The 17388-nt window shown below is 64.1% G+C and carries 15 protein-coding genes and 2 pseudogenes; 7 read left to right on the top strand and 10 right to left on the bottom strand.

Translation table 11 applies throughout. The features are described from left to right. Positions 1–2 precede the first annotated feature (2 nt). Together V5279_RS08810 and serA are read left to right on the top strand one after the other, a co-directional pair. On the top strand, positions 3–485 hold the full coding sequence (locus V5279_RS08810; RefSeq protein WP_338696496.1) for a hypothetical protein: 483 nt from the start codon (positions 3–5) through the stop codon (positions 483–485). A 77-nt stretch (positions 486–562) separates the two neighbouring features. Beyond that, complete coding sequence (gene serA, locus V5279_RS08815; RefSeq protein ID WP_029079200.1) at positions 563–2152, top strand: phosphoglycerate dehydrogenase; 1590 nt, start codon at positions 563–565, stop codon at positions 2150–2152. A gap of 155 nt (positions 2153–2307) precedes the next feature. Here serA and V5279_RS08820 read toward each other — a convergent pair whose 3' ends face one another. Genes V5279_RS08820 through V5279_RS08835 form a run of 4 tightly spaced genes read right to left on the bottom strand, consistent with a single transcriptional unit; the run spans position 2308 to position 5732 of the window. After that, complete coding sequence (locus V5279_RS08820; RefSeq protein WP_338696498.1) at positions 2308–3231, bottom strand: acetamidase/formamidase family protein; 924 nt, start codon at positions 3229–3231, stop codon at positions 2308–2310. A gap of 40 nt (positions 3232–3271) precedes the next feature. Continuing rightward, positions 3272–4075, bottom strand: coding sequence for an ABC transporter permease (locus V5279_RS08825; protein WP_414645747.1), 804 nt, complete (start codon positions 4073–4075; stop codon positions 3272–3274). Positions 4076–4107: 32 nt separating this feature from the next. Beyond that, on the bottom strand, positions 4108–4929 hold the full coding sequence (locus V5279_RS08830) for an ABC transporter ATP-binding protein (RefSeq protein ID WP_338696500.1): 822 nt from the start codon (positions 4927–4929) through the stop codon (positions 4108–4110). Beyond that, positions 4926–5732 (bottom strand): ABC transporter substrate-binding protein, encoded by an 807-nt coding sequence (locus V5279_RS08835; RefSeq protein WP_338696502.1) that lies wholly within the window; start codon positions 5730–5732, stop codon positions 4926–4928. The genes V5279_RS08830 and V5279_RS08835 overlap by 4 nt, the downstream gene beginning before the upstream one ends. A gap of 30 nt (positions 5733–5762) precedes the next feature. Here V5279_RS08835 and V5279_RS08840 point away from each other — a divergent pair, with 30 nt between their 5' ends. Beyond that, positions 5763–6014: a hypothetical protein gene (locus V5279_RS08840; RefSeq protein WP_338696504.1), complete on the top strand. Its 252-nt coding sequence runs from the start codon at positions 5763–5765 to the stop codon at positions 6012–6014. A gap of 222 nt (positions 6015–6236) precedes the next feature. On the opposite strand, the gene V5279_RS08845 is transcribed toward V5279_RS08840, so the two are convergent. Beyond that, positions 6237–6626, bottom strand: a complete 390-nt coding sequence (locus V5279_RS08845) for a transposase (RefSeq protein ID WP_029079195.1) — start codon at positions 6624–6626, stop codon at positions 6237–6239. A gap of 187 nt (positions 6627–6813) precedes the next feature. Between V5279_RS08845 and V5279_RS08850 the strand changes: the two genes are divergently transcribed. Then, positions 6814–7752 carry an acetamidase/formamidase family protein gene (locus tag V5279_RS08850; RefSeq protein WP_338696506.1) on the top strand — a complete coding sequence of 313 codons (939 nt, stop codon included), beginning with the start codon at positions 6814–6816 and terminating at the stop codon, positions 7750–7752. A 193-nt stretch (positions 7753–7945) separates the two neighbouring features. Further along, positions 7946–9118, top strand: coding sequence for a thiolase family protein (locus V5279_RS08855; protein ID WP_166302923.1), 1173 nt, complete (start codon positions 7946–7948; stop codon positions 9116–9118). Between the two features lie 72 nt (positions 9119–9190). Here the strand turns inward: V5279_RS08855 and V5279_RS08860 are convergent, their stop codons facing one another. Then, entirely contained in the window at positions 9191–9649 is a 459-nt protein-coding gene (locus tag V5279_RS08860) for a MarR family winged helix-turn-helix transcriptional regulator (protein ID WP_338696510.1), read from the bottom strand. Positions 9650–9731: 82 nt separating this feature from the next. On the opposite strand from V5279_RS08860, the pseudogene V5279_RS08865 reads away from it, so the two are divergent. Continuing rightward, positions 9732–11003: pseudogene (locus tag V5279_RS08865) on the top strand (MFS transporter); the annotation flags it as partial. 336 nt (positions 11004–11339) lie between these two features. Next, on the top strand, positions 11340–13013 hold the full coding sequence (locus tag V5279_RS08870) for a mucoidy inhibitor MuiA family protein (protein ID WP_338701073.1): 1674 nt from the start codon (positions 11340–11342) through the stop codon (positions 13011–13013). A gap of 132 nt (positions 13014–13145) precedes the next feature. On the opposite strand, the pseudogene V5279_RS08875 reads toward V5279_RS08870, so the two are convergent. The 4 genes and pseudogenes from V5279_RS08875 to V5279_RS08890 form a co-directional block, all read right to left on the bottom strand. Continuing rightward, positions 13146–14433: pseudogene (locus V5279_RS08875) on the bottom strand (esterase-like activity of phytase family protein). A gap of 121 nt (positions 14434–14554) precedes the next feature. Next, positions 14555–15358 carry a heme ABC transporter ATP-binding protein gene (locus V5279_RS08880; RefSeq protein WP_338696511.1) on the bottom strand — a complete coding sequence of 268 codons (804 nt, stop codon included), beginning with the start codon at positions 15356–15358 and terminating at the stop codon, positions 14555–14557. Then, entirely contained in the window at positions 15355–16434 is a 1080-nt protein-coding gene (locus V5279_RS08885) for an iron ABC transporter permease (RefSeq protein ID WP_338696513.1), read from the bottom strand. The genes V5279_RS08880 and V5279_RS08885 overlap by 4 nt, the downstream gene beginning before the upstream one ends. Then, positions 16431–17381: a hemin ABC transporter substrate-binding protein gene (locus tag V5279_RS08890; protein ID WP_338696515.1), complete on the bottom strand. Its 951-nt coding sequence runs from the start codon at positions 17379–17381 to the stop codon at positions 16431–16433. Before V5279_RS08890 ends, V5279_RS08885 begins: the two co-directional genes overlap by 4 nt. Between the last annotated feature and the right edge of the window lie 7 nt (positions 17382–17388).

Here is a 17388-nt window from a genome sequence, read left to right on the forward strand (position 1 = left end):
CGATGTTCGCCAATCCGCTGACCGAAAGGCTCGCGGATTTCATCTGCGGCATCGGGATCGACGTGCGTCCGGCGCACTTGCCGGACGCGACGTTCCTGCCCGGACTTCGCATCAGTGGCGGCGTCATCTTCGTCGATGAGGAGAAGCTCGCTCATCCCGGCGATCTCCTGCACGAGGCCGGTCATCTCGCGGTGACCGATCCGTCGATGCGGAACACACCGGAGCTGGCAACGCCGTCGGAAGGCGACGAGATCGCGGCCATTGCCTGGTCCTACGCGGCGGCGAAGCACCTCGATATCGATCCGGCGATCGTCTTCCACGAGCACGGCTATCGAGGCAGCTCGAAGGCCCTGGTCGCGGACTTCGACGCCGAACGCACCTTCGGTCAGCCGCTGTTGCAGTACTACGGCATGACCTTCGAAAAGCGGCAGGCCGCCGAGAACGGCGTCCCGCCATTTCCGTTCATGGTGCGCTGGCTGCGCTGAGCGCCCGCGCATTCGTTGCAAGCACGCATTCAAGGGCCGCCGCTCGCGGCTTAACCGGACTGATCACAAGGATTGCAATCATGGCACCCAAAGTTCTGATTTCCGACGCGCTGTCTCCCGCCGCCGTGCAGATCTTCAAGGATCGCGGTGTCGAGGTCGACTTCCAGCCCAACCTCGGCAAGGACAAGGAAAAGCTCGCCGAGATCATCGGCAACTACGACGGTCTGGCGATCCGCTCGGCCACCAAGGCGACCGCCAAGATCATCGAGAAGGCGACCAGGCTGAAGGTGATCGGCCGCGCCGGCATCGGCGTCGACAATGTCGAGATTCCAGCCGCGACCGCCAAGGGCATCATTGTGATGAACACGCCGTTCGGCAATTCGATCACGACCGCCGAGCACGCCATCACCTTGATGCTGGCGCTGGCGCGCGAGATCCCGCAGGCCGATGCCTCGACCCAGGCCGGCAAGTGGGAGAAGAACCGCTTCATGGGCGTCGAGATCACCGCCAAGACGCTCGGGGTGATCGGCTGCGGCAATATCGGCACGATCGTCGCCGACCGCGCGCTCGGCCTGCGCATGAAGGTGATCGCGTTCGATCCGTTCCTGTCGCCGGAGCGCGCCAAGGACATCGGCGTCGAGAAGGTCGAGCTCGATGACCTGTTGAAGCGCGCCGATTTCATCACGCTGCACACGCCGCTGACCGAGAAGACCCGCAACGTCATCGACGCGGCCGCGATCGCCAAGATGAAGAAGGGCGTGCGCATCATCAACTGCGCCCGCGGCGGCCTGGTCGACGAGCAGGCGCTGGTCGATGCGCTAAATTCCAAGCATGTCGCGGGCGCCGCCTTCGACGTGTTCGTCGAGGAGCCGGCGACCTCGAACGTGCTGTTCGGTCATCCCAACGTGATCTGCACCCCGCATCTCGGCGCGTCCACCACCGAGGCGCAGGAGAACGTCGCGCTGCAGGTCGCCGAGCAGATGTCGGATTACCTGCTGTCGGGCGCGATCTCGAACGCGGTCAACTTCCCGTCGATCACCGCGGAAGAGGCGCCGAAGCTGAAGCCGTTCATCGAGCTCGCCGAGAAGCTCGGCTCGTTCGCCGGCCAGCTCACCGAGAGCGGCATCCTCAAGACCCAGATCACCTATGAGGGCCACGTCGCCGAGATGAAGATCAAGGCGATCACCTCGGCGGTGCTCTCGGGCCTGCTGCGGCCGATGCTGGGCGAGGTCAACGTGGTCTCGGCGCCGGTTGTCGCCAAGGAGCGCGGCATGGTGGTGGACGAGGTCGTCCGCGCCGCGCAGAGCGACTATGAAAGCCTGATCACGGTCACCGTCACCACCGAGCGCCAGGAGCGTTCGGTGTCCGGCACCGTCTACGCCGACGGCAAGCCGCGCCTCGTCGACATCAAGGGCATCCGCGTCGACGCCGAATTCGGCAAGTCGATGATATACGTGACCAACGAGGACAAGCCGGGCTTTATCGGCGCGTTCGCGAGCCTGCTCGGCGATGCCAAGATCAACATCGCGACCTTCCATCTCGGCCGCGTCAAGCAGGGCGGCGACGCCATTGCGCTGGTCGAGGTCGACGGCGCGGTGCCGGCCGAGCTGCTTGCCAAGGTGCAGGCGCTGCCGCAGGTGAAGCAGGCCAAGGCGCTGACGTTTTAACCCGGTTCGGGCGACGCCGGGCCACAGGTCCGGCGTCGGCGGACCGTCTGCATGGACGTTTGCTTGTCCCGAGATGGTTTCGCCCTTCCATCGGGTCGCGTGAGCAGGCCCGACGGTATCGATTTCAGCGGCGAGGCTACGCGCGCTCCATCAGGTCACCCGAAGTATTTTCGGACGATGTCCTTGTTCACCTTGCAGATATAGGTGTATTTCGGATTGACCACCTGCGTGCATCGCGCCTCCGCGATTTGACCGAGCAGCATGTAGCTTTCGGCTGCGGGTATCTTCCATTCGTCTTCAAGCCAGTAAACCATTTCTTCGAATGCAAGCCGCATGGCGTCTTCGAGCGGACGCGCACAGCCGAGCGTGCAGATGTGGGTTGGCGTTTCGATTCGGGGATGGTTCAGGCGCGCCGGAGCTTTTTCGAGCGACACTTTGACAGTGAGGGTGGCTGCGATCTCGATGGCGCCCATGCCGTTGCATTCCCCGTCCCCCTGGATTGCGTGGCAGTCGCCGAGGAACAGATGTGCACCGTCGGCATGGACCCGGAGCATGACGGTGTTGCCGGTGGTGATTTCCTGAACATCCAGGTTTCCACCGTGCGTGCCGTTGTCCACGGTGAGAACCGCGCCATGAAGCGGTGCGACTCCGATCACGCCTATCATCGGTTTGACCGGAAGTTTTAGATGCTCGTTCCAGTGCACAAGGCCATCCTTGACCTCGACAACACGCGTCTGGATGCCGAACTCCCTGCGGCGCACCCAGTCCGGGAACATACCGATGCCGGGCCACAGCGCCGTAAATCCAAGCCCCCCAACCTCCATGTTGACGATCTCGACCTTCAGCATGTCGCCGGCCTTGGCGCCGCGAACCTCGATGGGCCCCGTCGCCCCGTTGACGAACGGCATGGTGATGTCGGCTTCGATCAGTTGCTGCCCGAGATGACGGATCGTTCCGTCGTTGGCATTGATCGCGCATTCGACGACGAACGTTTCGCCGGGAGAGACGCTGGCAATGAAACGGTCCAGGCCCGACAGGGCATACTTGATATTGCCTTCTTTGGCGACGCGCTGCGACATCTCCACGTTCCTTTTCTTGCTGTTGCCGAAATAGGGGAATCTATTGAACCTTGCGCCAGGGCATGAGCAGCCGTTCAAGGCGGCCCACCACGAACGTCAGCAGCAATGCCAGGCCGATCGTTGCAATCAGCGCTGCAAACACCTTGGGAATGATGTAGAGCGAGCCGGCCTTGAAGATTGCGTGTCCCAGACCTTCTGACGACGACATGAATTCGCCGACGATCGCACCGATCAGCGCAAATCCGACGGTGAGCTTCAATCCTGCAAAAATATCGGTGAGCGATGCGGGCACCACCAATTTGCGGAATATCTGGAACTTCGAGGCTCCCAGTGTCCGCATCAGGTTGACCTGGTCGGCGTCAACGCCCGTCGCGCCCTTGTAGGACGTCACGAGCGCCACGATCACGACCGACAACGTCGACATCGCGACTTTCGAGATCAGGCCTGTGCCGAACCAAATGATGATGATCGGCGCAAGCGCGATGATGGGAATCGATCCCAAGGCGATGATGAAGGGTTCGACAACGCGCGATACGAAACGCGAGTACCAGAGCAGAAGCCCGATCAGCGTTCCGAAGAAATTACCGACCACGAAGCCGAGCAGGGTTTCGAAGCCGGTGACATAGATATCGCGCCACAGCGAGCCATCGCGCGCCGACTGGCCCAGAAAGCCGAAGATCGCCGAGGGCGACCCGAACATGAAGGCTGCCTGCTTGTCCTGCCCTGTCGCGCGCTCCCACAACACAAGCAGCGCAGCCAAGAGCGCGACCTGAGTGAGCAGGACGAGTCCGGCTACGCGCCAACGCTTCCAGTGGTGCGCCGGCGGAGGCGGTGATCCTTGCACAACGTTCCCAAAATCGTCCTGTGCATTCGCGGTCATTGGAGTACGACGTCGAGATCGGCCCATATCTGCCGAACGTAGGCGCTGAATTGCCGGCTTTCGCGAGCGGCGATCATGTCAGTTCGTTTACCGTCCAGATCTATGTCGTACGTCGCCTTGACGGTTGTCGGCCTCTTCGACAGCACGATGACCCTGTCCGCCAGAGAGACGGCCTCCTCGATATCGTGGGTAATCAGCAACAAGGAGCGCCCGCGCTCGCGAACCAGCTTTGCAGTGTCACTTTCGATCAGCAGCTTGTTCTGAAAGTCCAACGCGGCAAACGGCTCGTCGAGAAGCAGCACCTCCGGATCATTGACCAATGTGCGGGCGAGTGCCACCCGTTGGCGCATGCCGCCTGACAATGTCGACGGATAGTGATCGGAGAAGCCGTGCAATCCGAGTTGATCCAGCATCGCGCGGCTGCGGTCATGCGCTTCGCTCGCCGCAAGGCCGCGGATTTCCAGTCCCAGCTTGACGTTGCTCAATGCAGTGCGCCAGGGAAACAGCAGATCCTTCTGCAGCATGTAGCCTACGTTCTGCGGCTGGCCGACGATCTCGTGCCCGTACCAGCGGATTCGCCCGGAGTCAGCCGGTATCAGTCCGCACAGCGTATTGAGCAGTGTCGTCTTTCCGCATCCCGATGGACCAACGATGCTGACAATCTCGCCCTTCTTCAGCGTCAAGCTAAGATTGCCGATCACCGGGACAAATCGCCCCGCAACATCGTAGCCTTTGGCGACGCCTTCCACGGTCAACGGCACCAAGGACGCTGCGGATGTTCCGGTGCCGCCGTGGCCGGTGGTGATCGCAACTGTCATTTCAGACTGGCGACGGCCTTGTCGGCAAAGGAATTGTCGATGATCTGGTCGAACGGGATCGTGCCCTTGGCGTTGCCGAGGTAGACCTGCATCTCCATTAGATTCTTCCATTGATCCGGCTTGGTCACCACGGACTGTGCCGGGATCAGATACTGCAATTCGGCATCGATCGCCTTGTCGACAACCGCGCCCGGCAGATCCGGAAATTCCTTGCGGGCGACTTCCTTTGCGAAGGCGGGGTCTGCGTAGGTCTTGCGCGAGGCCTCCTCGAACGATGTCACCAGGGCTTGAACCATCGCGGGGTCTTTCTGGATCGTCGATGGAAGGACCATGATTCCCGTATTGCAGAACGGGCCGATGTAGGTGGAGAAGTCGAACACCACCTTGGCTCCCTGGGCCTCGGCCGCGGCCACGCTGGGCTGATACGCGATGGCAATATCCGCCTGACCGGCCAGCATCGCAGCAATTTCGGTTCCAGGATTCACTGGCACGATGGTGGCATCGACGCCGACCTTGAGGCCGGCTTTTTCAAGCAGGCGCTTCGCCACGCTGAAATTCGTATTCGGTTCCGGCGAGGTTACGATCTTCAGGCCCTTGAACTCTTTCGGGTCGGTGATGGGCTTTAACGTCTTTGAGACGCCGAAATAGTGTGCGCGCTGGACGACCGTGCCGACGACGACGCCCGGGCCACCGTTCTCCCGCGAGATCTGCGCCATGGTCGCATCGCCGATGGCAAAGTCAGCCGATCCGCCAAGCACTGCAGCGAACGTTTGCGTGTCGCCTCCAGCGGCGCTGACCTTCATGTCGAGACCGTTCTTTTCGAAGATCTTTGCATGCATGCCGACGTAGAGATTGATGTAACCGAGGTTGTGGACTGCTTCGCTGAAACGAACTTCTTTCAAGCCGGCCGCCGCGGCCGTCCTGATCGCGATCGGTCCGCCGAGCGCGAAACCACAAGCAAGACCAGCGGAAGCGGTCAGGATGTTGCGGCGGCTGACGCCGGTCTTGACGTCGGTAAAATCGCGGACAAGGCCAGTCATGATCTCAACTCCCTGCAGGACCGTTGGCGTTCGCGGCGAGGGTAATCGGTCGTTCGGATTTGCGACAAGAAGAAAGTACAGACAGCTGCTGCCGGGTTTTGTGCAAGATTTGGATTTGCGTCAGCGGCGTGCCAGTTCTTGCCGGGAGTGTGCCCCCGGATCGAAAAATTGCGCTCGATGCAGGGGCAGCTTGATCAAATCCCCGCCACGGTGCAGCGCATTATGTCACTTTTGCCAGAATGGCTGCCTGAATTGTTCTCGTCGAGATCAGCGATTGACACGGATTGATGCGAAGCGGCCCGTCACAGCGCCTCCGCACTTTTCCGCGGCGATGCTGATCGCACGACGGCCCCGGCCGTCGACGTCCTTCGGCGCGTTCGTTTGCGGCGTGCTGCCGCTTGCGATTTCGCCGGCCGGCGTCGCCTTCAGGCAGGCAGATAGATTGTCGATGACGTTTCGCAGCCTGACATTCTCGACGGCAAGTCCGCGCATGTCGAGCACGGCTGGGTGGTCTAGACCGCCATACCGCCGCCTCCATCGGTAGAATGTTCGAAGCGAGATGCCGGATGTCGTGCAAATCTCGGCCACCGAGACGCCGGTATTCGCCTCGTATAGGAGATGCCGGATCTCATTTTCCGTGAATTGAGACCGCCTCATCAGAGTCTCCATTTGTCGCGCGGCCGCACGGAAAGGTGGCGCATGGCGTCCGCGCATCGGGTTACCAGGGCCACCCTACCATGGACCAGGAATGCTCAAAGGGCCCAAGCCTGCGGCTGTTTTTGACACCAAGTCTTGCCTAGGATGATGGCCGACATTTCCCGAGGGCAACTGCTTTGGAGGAGCGATGCCGCGCCGCCATGAAATTCCCGCCACTCCTGAGAACATGGTATGGGGGTACCTAGACAGTGCCAGTCCACCGGTTCTTACCGTGGAGTCCGGTGACTCGGTCACGCTGCATAGTTTCCCGGCGGGTGGGAAAGAAACCTTGCCGGACGATTTCAGTCGGGTCCCTGCCGATTATCTCCATGCGCTGAATACGCTGCCGCCGGGACCCGGACCGCATTTCATCACCGGGCCGGTCTACGTGAAGGGTGCCCAGGTCGGCGACACGCTTCAGGTCGACATTCTCGACGTGAAGGTCAGACAGGACTGGGGATTTGTTTCGATCCTGCCTTTGCTCGGCACGCTGCCGGACGAATTCACCGACTACGAAACCATTCATCCGACCATCGACCGCGATGGGAATTTTTGTACGATGCCCTGGGGCAGCAGGATCGAGCTCAGTCCGTTTTTCGGAATCTTGGCAACCGCGCCACCGCCGGCGTGGGGCCGGTGCGGATCGCCGGTCCCGCGCGCGTTCGGTGGCAACATGGACAACAAGGAGCTTCGCGCGGGCACCACGCTGTATCTGCCCGTATTCAATGAGGGCGCTCTGTTTTTCGCCGGCGATGGGCACGCCGTTCAGGGGGATGGCGAAGTCTGCATCACGGCCCTGGAGACCGGAGTCACAGGCACGGTCCGCCTGACCGTGCGGAAGGACATGCGGGTCAAATGGCCGTTTGCAGAAAATGCAACCCACCTCATCTCGATCGGACTGGACGAAGACCTGGACGACGCCGCCAAACAAGCCGTCCGCGAGATGGTCAACCACATCTGCGCGCGCACGAATCTCACGCGCAACGAGGCGTATATGCTGTGCTCTCTCGCAGGCAATCTGCGCGTAACGCAATTGGTCGACGGCAATAAGGGAATTCACATGATGCTCGCGAAATCGGCCCTGTGAGGAGCACCTTGGAATTCCAGGCACGTTTGTAGGCTTCATCCGCGCCGCCACGTGATCCTGCTTCGTCGGTTGCGTCGGGCCGCTTCCGTTCCGCAGAGCGGTATTTTGATGGCGCTTATTTCTGTTGCCTTGACGCGCCATGTGTACGAAGACAGCATCCAAGCTGAAATCATCCACTCAGAGGGAGAAAACAATGCGTGAAGCCGTAATCGTTTCCTACGCGCGCACCGGCCTGGCGAAGTCCGGCCGTGGCGGATTCAACATCACCCCGCCGATGTCGCTGGCTGGGCACGCCATCAAGCACGCGGTCGAGCGCGCCGGCGTCGACAAGGATTATGTCGAGGATTGCTATCTCGGCAATTGCGCGCATGGCGCGCCGAACATCGGCCGTCAGGCGGCGCTGCTCGCCGGCCTGCCGAAGACCACCGCGGGTGTCTCGGTGAACCGCTTCTGCTCGTCGGGCCTGCAGACCATCGCGATGGCCGCCAACTCGATCCGCTCCGACGGCTCCGATTGCATCGTCGCCGGCGGCGTCGAGAGCATCTCGATTCCCGGCGGCGGCTCGCCGAAGGAGTCGATCGATCCGGACCTGCTCAAGACCGCGCCTGACATCTTCATGGCGATGATCGACACCGCCGACATCGTCGCCGAGCGCTACAAGCTCAGCCGCGAATACCAGGACGAGTATTCGCTGGAGTCGCAGCGCCGCATGGCGGCCGCGCAGCAGGCCAACAAGTTCAAGGACGAAATCGTCCCGATGAAGACCAGGATGAAGGTGGTCGACAAGGCGACCAAGGCCGAGTCGATCGTCGATTACGTCGTCGATCGCGACGAGTGCAACCGCCCCGAGACCACGCTGGAAGGTCTTGCCAAGCTCGAGCCGGTCAAGGGCCCGGGCAAGTTCGTCACCGCCGGCAATGCCAGCCAGCTGTCCGACGGCGCCGCTGCCGTGGTGCTGATGGAAGCCAAGGACGCCGAGAAGCGCGGCCTCAACCCGCTGGGCCGCTTCGTCGCCTGGGCCTCGGCCGGCTGCGAGCCCGACGAGATGGGCATCGGTCCGGTCTTCGCCGTGCCGAAGCTCTTGAAGCGCCACGGCCTGAAGATCGACGACATCGATCTCTGGGAGCTCAACGAGGCCTTCGCCAGCCAGTGCCTCTATTCGCGCGACCAGCTCGGCATCGATCCCGAGAAGTACAACGTCAATGGCGGTTCGATCGCGATCGGCCATCCCTTCGGCATGACGGGTGCCCGGCTCACCGGCCACCTGCTGCAGGAAGGCCGTCGCCGCAAGGCCAAGTGGGGCGTCGTGACCATGTGCATCGGCGGTGGTCAGGGCGGCGCCGGCCTGTTCGAGATCTACAGCTAAACGCGATCGATCCGGATCGTGCGAGAACGAGCGGCCCGGCGGCAACGCCGGGCCGCTTTTCGTTGAAGCCGGCTATGACGTCGGCAAATCCGCCGCGCGTTCGCCAAATTCGAGCGCGGCCACCAGTTCGAGCGCCTGCCTGAGATCGGCGGCCTGCTTCGCGCCAAAGGCGGTCTCGAAACGGTCCTGTGCCTCACGCCAGGCGGCCTGCGACTCGTCAAGCCTGGCTTCGCCGCGCTTGGTCAGCCGCACCAGTCGGCTGCGGCGGTCGTTGTTGTCGACCGTGATGGTCAGGAGGCCGTCGCGCTCGAGCGGCTTGAGGTTGTGGTTGAGCGCGGTGCGGTCGAGCACCAGCGCTGCTGCGAGTTCCCCCATCGTCGGGGATCCCGACCGTCTGACATAGACCAGGATAGCCCGCTGCGTGCCGCGCAGTCCTGACGTCGCGAGGATCGAATCGTAGAGCTGTGACACGCGCCGCGTCGCCTTGCGCAACGCCGTGAGATTGCACCGGCTGGTATCGATTTTCGCCATGCTGCCTCCAGACTGGACTTGACATATACATGCATATGCACCTATTTGCAATAGATGCATATGCACGTATCCGGAGGGTATGATGTCGGAGGTAGAGGCGGAGACCATCGACCTGGTGGTCGGGACTGACGCGCAGCGGCGGCCGCGCGCGGCGACGGCATCCCCGCGCCAGGTGCTCGCGATCGTATCGGTCGGGATCTGCCTCGCCAATCTCGACCTGTTCATCGTCAATGTCGGGCTGCCGAACATCGCGCAGGAATTCCGCGGCGCCTCGCTCGAGGATCTGTCCTGGATCCTCAACGGCTATGCGATCGCTTATGCAGCGTTGCTGGTGTTCTTCGGCCGGCTGGCGGAGCGGCACAGCCGCAATCTGAGCTTTCTGCTCGGCGTTGCGCTGTTCACCGCAGCGTCGGCGGCGTGCGCGCTTGCGCCCAACGTCGAATTGCTGGTCGCCGCCCGCATCGCGCAGGCCGCCGGGGCGGCGTTGATGACCCCGACCTCGATCGGCCTGCTGCTGGCGTCGTTTCCGCCCGAGCAGCGCCCTGGCGCGGTGCGCACCTGGACCGCGATCGGCGGCCTTGCCGCCGCGCTCGGGCCGCTGGCGGGCGGTGTGCTTGTGACCTTCGACTGGCGCTGGATCTTCATCGTCAACGTCCCGATCGGCGTGGTCGCGCTCATCATCGGCTGGCTGAAATTGCCCGAAGTGCCCGGCCACGACGTGCCGCGTCCCAGTTTCCGGGCGGCACTGCTGGTGACCTCTGGCATCGGTGCGCTGACATTTGCGATCGTGAAGGCCAATGACTGGGGATGGAGTTCGCGCGGCGTCATGCTCGGCTTTGCCATCGCAGCAATCTCGCTTGCCGCCTTCGCGTGGCACTGTCTCAGATCGAAGAACCCGTTCGTCGATCCTGCGCTGTTCGCGGTCAGGCCGTTCACCGGCGCCACGCTGGTGATGGCGCCTTACTCCGCGGCGTTTGGCGCGATGCTGCTGTCGGTGGCGCTGTGGGACCAGACCGTATGGGGCTGGTCGGCATTGCAGACCGGACTTGCGATCGCGCCGGGGCCGCTGCTTGTCCCGTTCACCTCACTGTTGTTTGCCGGCCGCCTGATCGCGCGATTTGGCGCGGCAGCGGTCGTGTCCGCCGGAATCCTGTCCTTTGCGGGCGCCCTCGCGATCTGGGCGACCTGCATGGGTCCTGAAGCCAACGTGCCTGCCGCTGTGGTCGGCATGATGTTCACCGGTATCGGTGTCGGGCTGACCTTTCCGACCCTGATGGGCGTCGGCGCCGGTTCTCTGCCGCCGTCGTCATTCGCCACCGGCTCCGCCGTCATCAACATGATCCGGCAGGCGGCGCTAGCGATCGGCGTCGCGATCTTCGTCGCGATCCTCAACGCCGGTCTCGATGGCCGAGCGGATCGCGGCGTTTCAGCGCGGATGGTGGATCATGATCGCCATCACCATGGCCGCTTGCGTGCCGAATTACCTGTTCATCCGGCGCAAAACGGATCGCTAACGGCGGAAACCCCGGCCGCGCCATACCGCAGCCGCGACGGCGCCATTGTGGCGCCGCACCGAAACCTCAATCGAACCAGTCCCTTCCTCGCTGCGTCTCACCACGAGAAACGGCGCGCCTGCGAGCCCGGCGTGCCGTTCGGCTCGTGCGATGCGACGTTTTCCCGGAGGGATGTCATGCGAAAGATTGCGAATTGTCTTGTGACCACCAGCCTGGTGCTGGCGGGAGCGCTGGTTGCCGAGCCGCTGCATGCGGCCAATCTCGATGCGGCCTCGCAGGTCGACGCCGTCACAGTCTATCCCGATGGCGCGAGCGTCACCCGCGTCATCACGCTGGACCTGCCCGCAGGTGACAACACGCTCATTGCCAACGACTTCCCGATGGGGCTCGATCCGTCCTCGCTGCGGGTCGAGGGCGAAGCGGGCGGCAGGCTGACGATCGGGGCGATCGACGCCCGGCCGCCGCGCCCGCTGCCGCCGGCCAACCTGCCCGAGATCGACAAGCGGATCGAGGCGCTCAGGGATCAGCGCGAGGATCTGCAGGGCATCATCGGCGCCGCGGAAGCGCGGCGCAAATTCGCCGAGCACTTCGCCGAGGCCGCACCGGTCGGCATCGGCGAGAAGGGCGAGGCGCGTCCGGTGAGCGAGTGGCGCACCGCATTCTCGGCGGTCGGGGATGAAGTCGCAACCGCCGACACCGCGATCCGCGACGCTACCCGCAAGCAGCGCGACATCGACCGCGAGATCGCCCGGCTTGAGGCCGATCGCGCCGCCAAGCCGCCGAGCAAGCTCGAGGTGCGGATCGAGCTTGCCTCCGCCGCCGCGACCCGCGCGACGCTGCGGGTGACCTATGCGGTGCGCAACGCGCGCTGGACGCCGCTCTACGACGCCCGTCTCGACACCGGCGCCAAGGACCGCAAGCCGGCGATCGAACTGGTGCGCCGCGCCGAGATCACCCAGTCGACTGGCGAGGATTGGTCGAACGTGGCGCTCGTCGTCTCCACCGTGCGCGTCGCTCGCGGCGGCAACGCGCCCGACCTCAATTCGCTGATCGTGCAATATCCGCAGCCGCCGCGGGCATCGCGAAGCAGGGAGGACGGCGTGCAACAGCGCGCGGCGACCCTGGCACCCGCTCCGGCCGCGGACGCGCTCAAGGAATTCCGCTTTGGTGGGGGGACAACCTTTGGGGAACTGGAGGCGACCCCAGAGATCGGCGCGTTCCAGGCCACCTTCAAGATTCCCGGCCGCGTCAGTGTCGTCGCCAATGAGGGCGCCAAGAGCCTGCGCATCTCCACGGCGACGATCACCCCCGATCTCGCGGTGCGCGCCGTCCCGGTGATCGATCCGGCCGCGTTCCTGGAAGCGAGCTTCGTGCAGGCCGACGATGCGCCGCTACTGCCCGGACAGGTCGCGATCTATCGCGACGGCATCCTTGTCGGCCGCAGCCGGATGGCCACGGCCGCCAAGGACGAGACCGTGCGGCTCGGCTTCGGTGCCGACGACAAGGTCAAGATCGAGCGCACGGTGGTGAAGCGCAATGAAGGCTCCGCCGGTCTGATCGTGACGACGTCGAAGACCGACGAGCGCGCGTTCAAGACCGCGGTGCGCAACGGCCACGACTTCCCGATCAAGGTCGCGATCCAGGATCAGCTGCCGGTCAGCGAGAACGACGACATCGTGGTCGAGATGCTTCCGGCGTCGACGCCTGCCACCACCACCAATCTGCGCGACAGGCGCGGGGTGCTGGAATGGGCGTTCGAGGCCAAGCCGGGTGACGTCAAAGACATCAATTTCGCCTGGCGGATGCGCTGGCCCAAGGACAAGGGCGTCGTGATGGTGCCGGCGGGCTAGAGGTGTCATGCCCCGCCTTGAGCGGGGCATCCAGTACGCCGCGGCTTATCCGTTGAACTCGGACGCCTCTGGAATACTCGATCGCCCGGTCAAGCCGGGCGATGATACCGTATTTGGTGAGAAGCAATTTCCTCACTTCGCCTTCAGGAAATCGCCGACTTCGAGCAGCACGAACTCGTCGTCATCGGCCTTGTTCGGATCGCGGCTCGAGGAGAACGGCAGATTGTTGTCGTTGCCGACGATGATGTGGGTCTCGTCGACCCGGTCGACATTCTCGATGGTGAAGAACGGGAAGGTGTAGACGCCATCGTTGAGCGGCTTCTTCGCCTTCTTGTTCGGATCACGGATCTTCAGGAGGTCGATATAGGCGATCTTGCGCCGGGAAGCAGTTCTCGCCGCGGGCGCCTTGCGGGCAGGCCTTGTCGGCGGTGCCTTCGCCATTGTCGCGCTCGATCACGAGACCCTGGGTCGGGTCGATCATGTTGAAGTCGCCGATCGCATTGCTGTTCTGCTCGAACACATATTGCCAGTAACGTCCGGTGAACTTCTCCGCGGCGACGTCGAATTCCAGGATGCGCGAGGCTTCCTTGCCGTCGACCTTCTCCCAGTCCTTCTTGTCGGCATCCCATAGCGGTCCCTCGAGCAGGCCGTAGAGGAACTTGCCGTCCTTGGACGAGGCAAAGCCCTCATAGCCCTTGGAGCGGCGCAGATTGACGTTGGTGTAGCTCGCACCGGGCGCGCCCGGCGACTGCACCGCCCAATGGTCAGGCGAACGCACCGGCTTGCCGTCGGCGACGGTCTCGAACACGGCAAGGATCTTGCCGGTCTTGTCGGCCTTCAGGATATAGGGTCCGAATTCGTCGCCGATCCAGAACGTGTCGTTGACGATCTGGAAGCCTTCGGTATCGAAGTCTGCGCCGGTCAGATAACGCTTGGCGGTGTCCTCATGCACGATGCGGAACGGCACCTTCTTGTCGGGATCGTGCAGGAACACGGTCTCCTGGCGCTCGATCTTGCCGCTGGTCCAGTCGATCTTGTGCTGGTTCAGGTACAGCATCGAATCCGCCGAGTTGTAGCGCGAGCCCATGCCGTTGTCGGTGATCACCCAGAACGAGCCGTCCGCCATCACCTTGATGCCGGAATGGCCCTGCAGCGGCTGGCCCTTGAACGGCAGCGACACACCGGTCGGCCGCTCGTAGGATTTCCCCATCACGGTGCCGATGGCGTCGACGCGCTTGCCAGTGGTGTATTTGCCCGAGGTCTTGAGATCATCAGGCGCATCCGCGGGGGCGTCGATGAAGCTCTCCGCCGGCATCACGGCGTGTCCCGCCAGCGTCGCCGGGAATTCGCCCTCGCTCTGCGCGAACGCGGATGTGGCGAGCAGGACGGTGGCGACAGAGCAAAGCAATGACAGGCGCATGGTTGGTCTCCCAAGGAAAGATACGAAGGAACAAACGATGCGGTGTTCTCGGAGGCGCCTGTTACAGGCGCCTGACAGTTTTGTGAATCGCCGGCGTTGCCCCGGGATAAGCCTTGCGGCGTTACGTCGCCTTGCCCGCCGGCCGCATCGTCTGCGGCAGCAGGAACGGCACGCCGTTCGCGGTGTAGTCGATCGCAACGTCGATCTCGAAGATCTTGCGCAGCGTCTCGGCCTGCATCGCGGCGGCGCGATCGCCGTCGACGGCAAGCCGGCCGCGGTGCAGCAGCAGGATGCGGTCGGCGAACCGCATCGCGAGGTTGAGGTCGTGCAGGATCGCGATCACGGCGGTGCCGCGCCCGGCGCGCCGCCGCGCGGTCTCGACGAGGTCAATCTGGTGCCGCAGATCGAGGCTCGATGTCGGCTCGTCCAGCAGCAACAATCCGGGCCCGTGCAGCGCCTCGCCGCAGGCGAGCTGCACCAGCACGCGGGCGAAATGCGCGCGTTGCTGCTCGCCGCCGGACAGCGTCGGCAATTGCCTGGAACGGAAATGCGCCAGCCCGACCTCGTCCAGCGCCGCCTCGACGAGGTTACGCGCCGCCGTGCGCGGGCTTTCGCCGGCGCCCATGCTGACGATTTCCTCGACGGTGAACGGGAAGGTGACGTTGACATGCTGCGACAGCATCGCGCGGTGCTGCGCTAGCTCGCGCGGCCCGTAGCCGTGCAGGTCACGCTGCTTGAGCCTGATCGAACCGCGGGACGGACGGAGGTCGCCGGAGAGCATCCGCAAGAGCGTTGATTTGCCGGCGCCGTTGGGACCGACGATCGCGACCATTTCGCCGGCGCCGATCCGCAGGGAGACTGCATCGACCAAGGTCGTGCCACCGACCGTCATCGACACCGATTGTGCTTCGAGCAGCGCGCTCATAGCGACACCAGCCCACGCTGGCGCAGCAGCATGGCGAGGAAGAACGGCGCGCCGATCGCCGCGGTCAGGATGCCGATCGGCATTTCGGCAGGTGCCACGATGGTGCGCGCCACCGTATCGGCACCGACCAGGAGGATGGCGCCAAGCAGTGCGGAGGCCGGCAGCAGCAGCCGGTGCGCGGGCCCGATCACCAGCCGCAGCAGGTGCGGCACCACAATGCCGACAAAGCCGACCACGCCGCAGACCGAGACCGCAACGCCGGTCATCGCCGACACCAGCACGATCGAGATCCGCTTCAACCGTTCGACATCGACGCCGCTGTGGAACGCCTCGGCCTCGCCGAGCACCAGCACGTCGAGCCCACGCGCGATCGCGAGGCAGGCGATCAGGGCAATAGCCAGCACCGGCGCCAGTGCCGTGAGCTTGGTCCAGGTCGCGCCGCTCAGCGAACCCAGCAGCCAGAAGGTGATGTCGCGAAGCTGGCGGTCGTCGGCGACGAACACCAACAGGCCGATGCCGGCATTGGCGATCGCGGCAATCGCAAGCCCGGCCAGCAGGAAGATCGCAATCGACGTCCGGCCGCCGCGGCTGGCGATGCCGTAGAGCACGATGGTCGTGAGCAGCGAACCGGCAAAGGCCGCGATCGGCAGCAACTGATGCTGCAGGAAGCGCAGGCTCTCGCCGAGATGGCTGTCGGTGAACACGATCGCGACCGCTGCGGCAAACGCGCCGCCGGATGAGACACCAACCAGCGCGGGGTCGGCGAGGGGATTGCGGAACAGGCCCTGCATGATCGCGCCGGAGACCGCGAGCAGGGCGCCGACCATGGCTGCGGCCGCGATCCGCGGAATCCGGATCGACCACACCACGAGCTGGTCGCGCGCGAGCAGCGGAGTGGCGGTGCCGTCGCCCCACAGGCCGAACGCGGCCGGAAGCCGCGACAGCGGAATGCCGGCGGCGCCGACCGTCAGCGCAATCAGCGCGGTCGCTGTGAGCGCCGCAAGCAGGCAGAGCAAAGTGAGTGTCGCCGCCGGCCGCTGCGACATGCCGGCGCGCCGCTCGGCCAGCACGCTCATTGCCGGCAATTCGCGGTCAGCGCTGCCGGCTTGAAGTTGTCGGCCTCCGGCGCCAGCGCCGGATAAAGCTTGACCGAGAGGTCGCGTGCCGCGGCCGCGGTGCGCGGCCCGAAGCCGAGCAGATAAAGCCCTTCCATCGAGATGAAGGCCTTGTTGGCGGCGACCGGCGTCAGCTCGAAGCCCGGATGCGCAAACACCGCGTCAGCAGTCAGCGAGTCCTTGCCGCGATCGATCGACAGCACGACATCCGGTTTCGCCGCCACGGTGGCCTCGTCATTGACCGGCTTGTAGCCGTCGTAGCCATCGATTGCGTTGACGCCGCCGGCGAGCTGGATGATCTCGTCCGCGGCGGTCTTGTGACCCGCGGCCATCGCGCGGCCGTTCAAGAGCGACATCACGAACATCACGCGCACCGGCTTCGTCACCTTGGCGCGCAGCACGCGCAGTTGAGCGAGATCGCTTTCTACCGCCGCGGTCAGGCAGGCGGCGCGCGGATCGGCGCCCATGGCGTGGCCCACCAGCCTGATCTTCTCGATCAGCCCGGCCTCCGAGAAGGTCTCGGGCACCAGCACCAGCGGCACCTTGGCCGCCTCCAGCACGTCCATGGTCTCCTTCGGCCCGGAGCCCTGCACTGCGAGCACCAGCGACGGGTGCAGGCCGAGCACGCCTTCGGGCGACAGCTGGCGCATGTAGCCGACGTCGGGTTTCTCGCGCAGCGCCGCCGGTGGATAGAGGCTGGTGGCATCGACGCCGGCGATGCGGTCCGCGAAGCCGAGCGCATAGAGGATCTCGGTGATCGCACCGCCGATCGAGACGATCCGTGTGGGATCGTCGATCACGACGTCGCGGTCGCGCGCGTCGTGCACGGTGATGCCCTCGGCAATAGCCGCGCCTGATGGCAGCCAACAGGAGAATGCGAGCAGAGCGAGCGTGCGACAAATTGTCATCGGGGCC

The organism is Bradyrhizobium sp. 26S5, assembly GCF_036923295.1.
Taxonomy (GTDB): Bacteria; Pseudomonadota; Alphaproteobacteria; order Rhizobiales; family Xanthobacteraceae; genus Bradyrhizobium; species Bradyrhizobium septentrionale.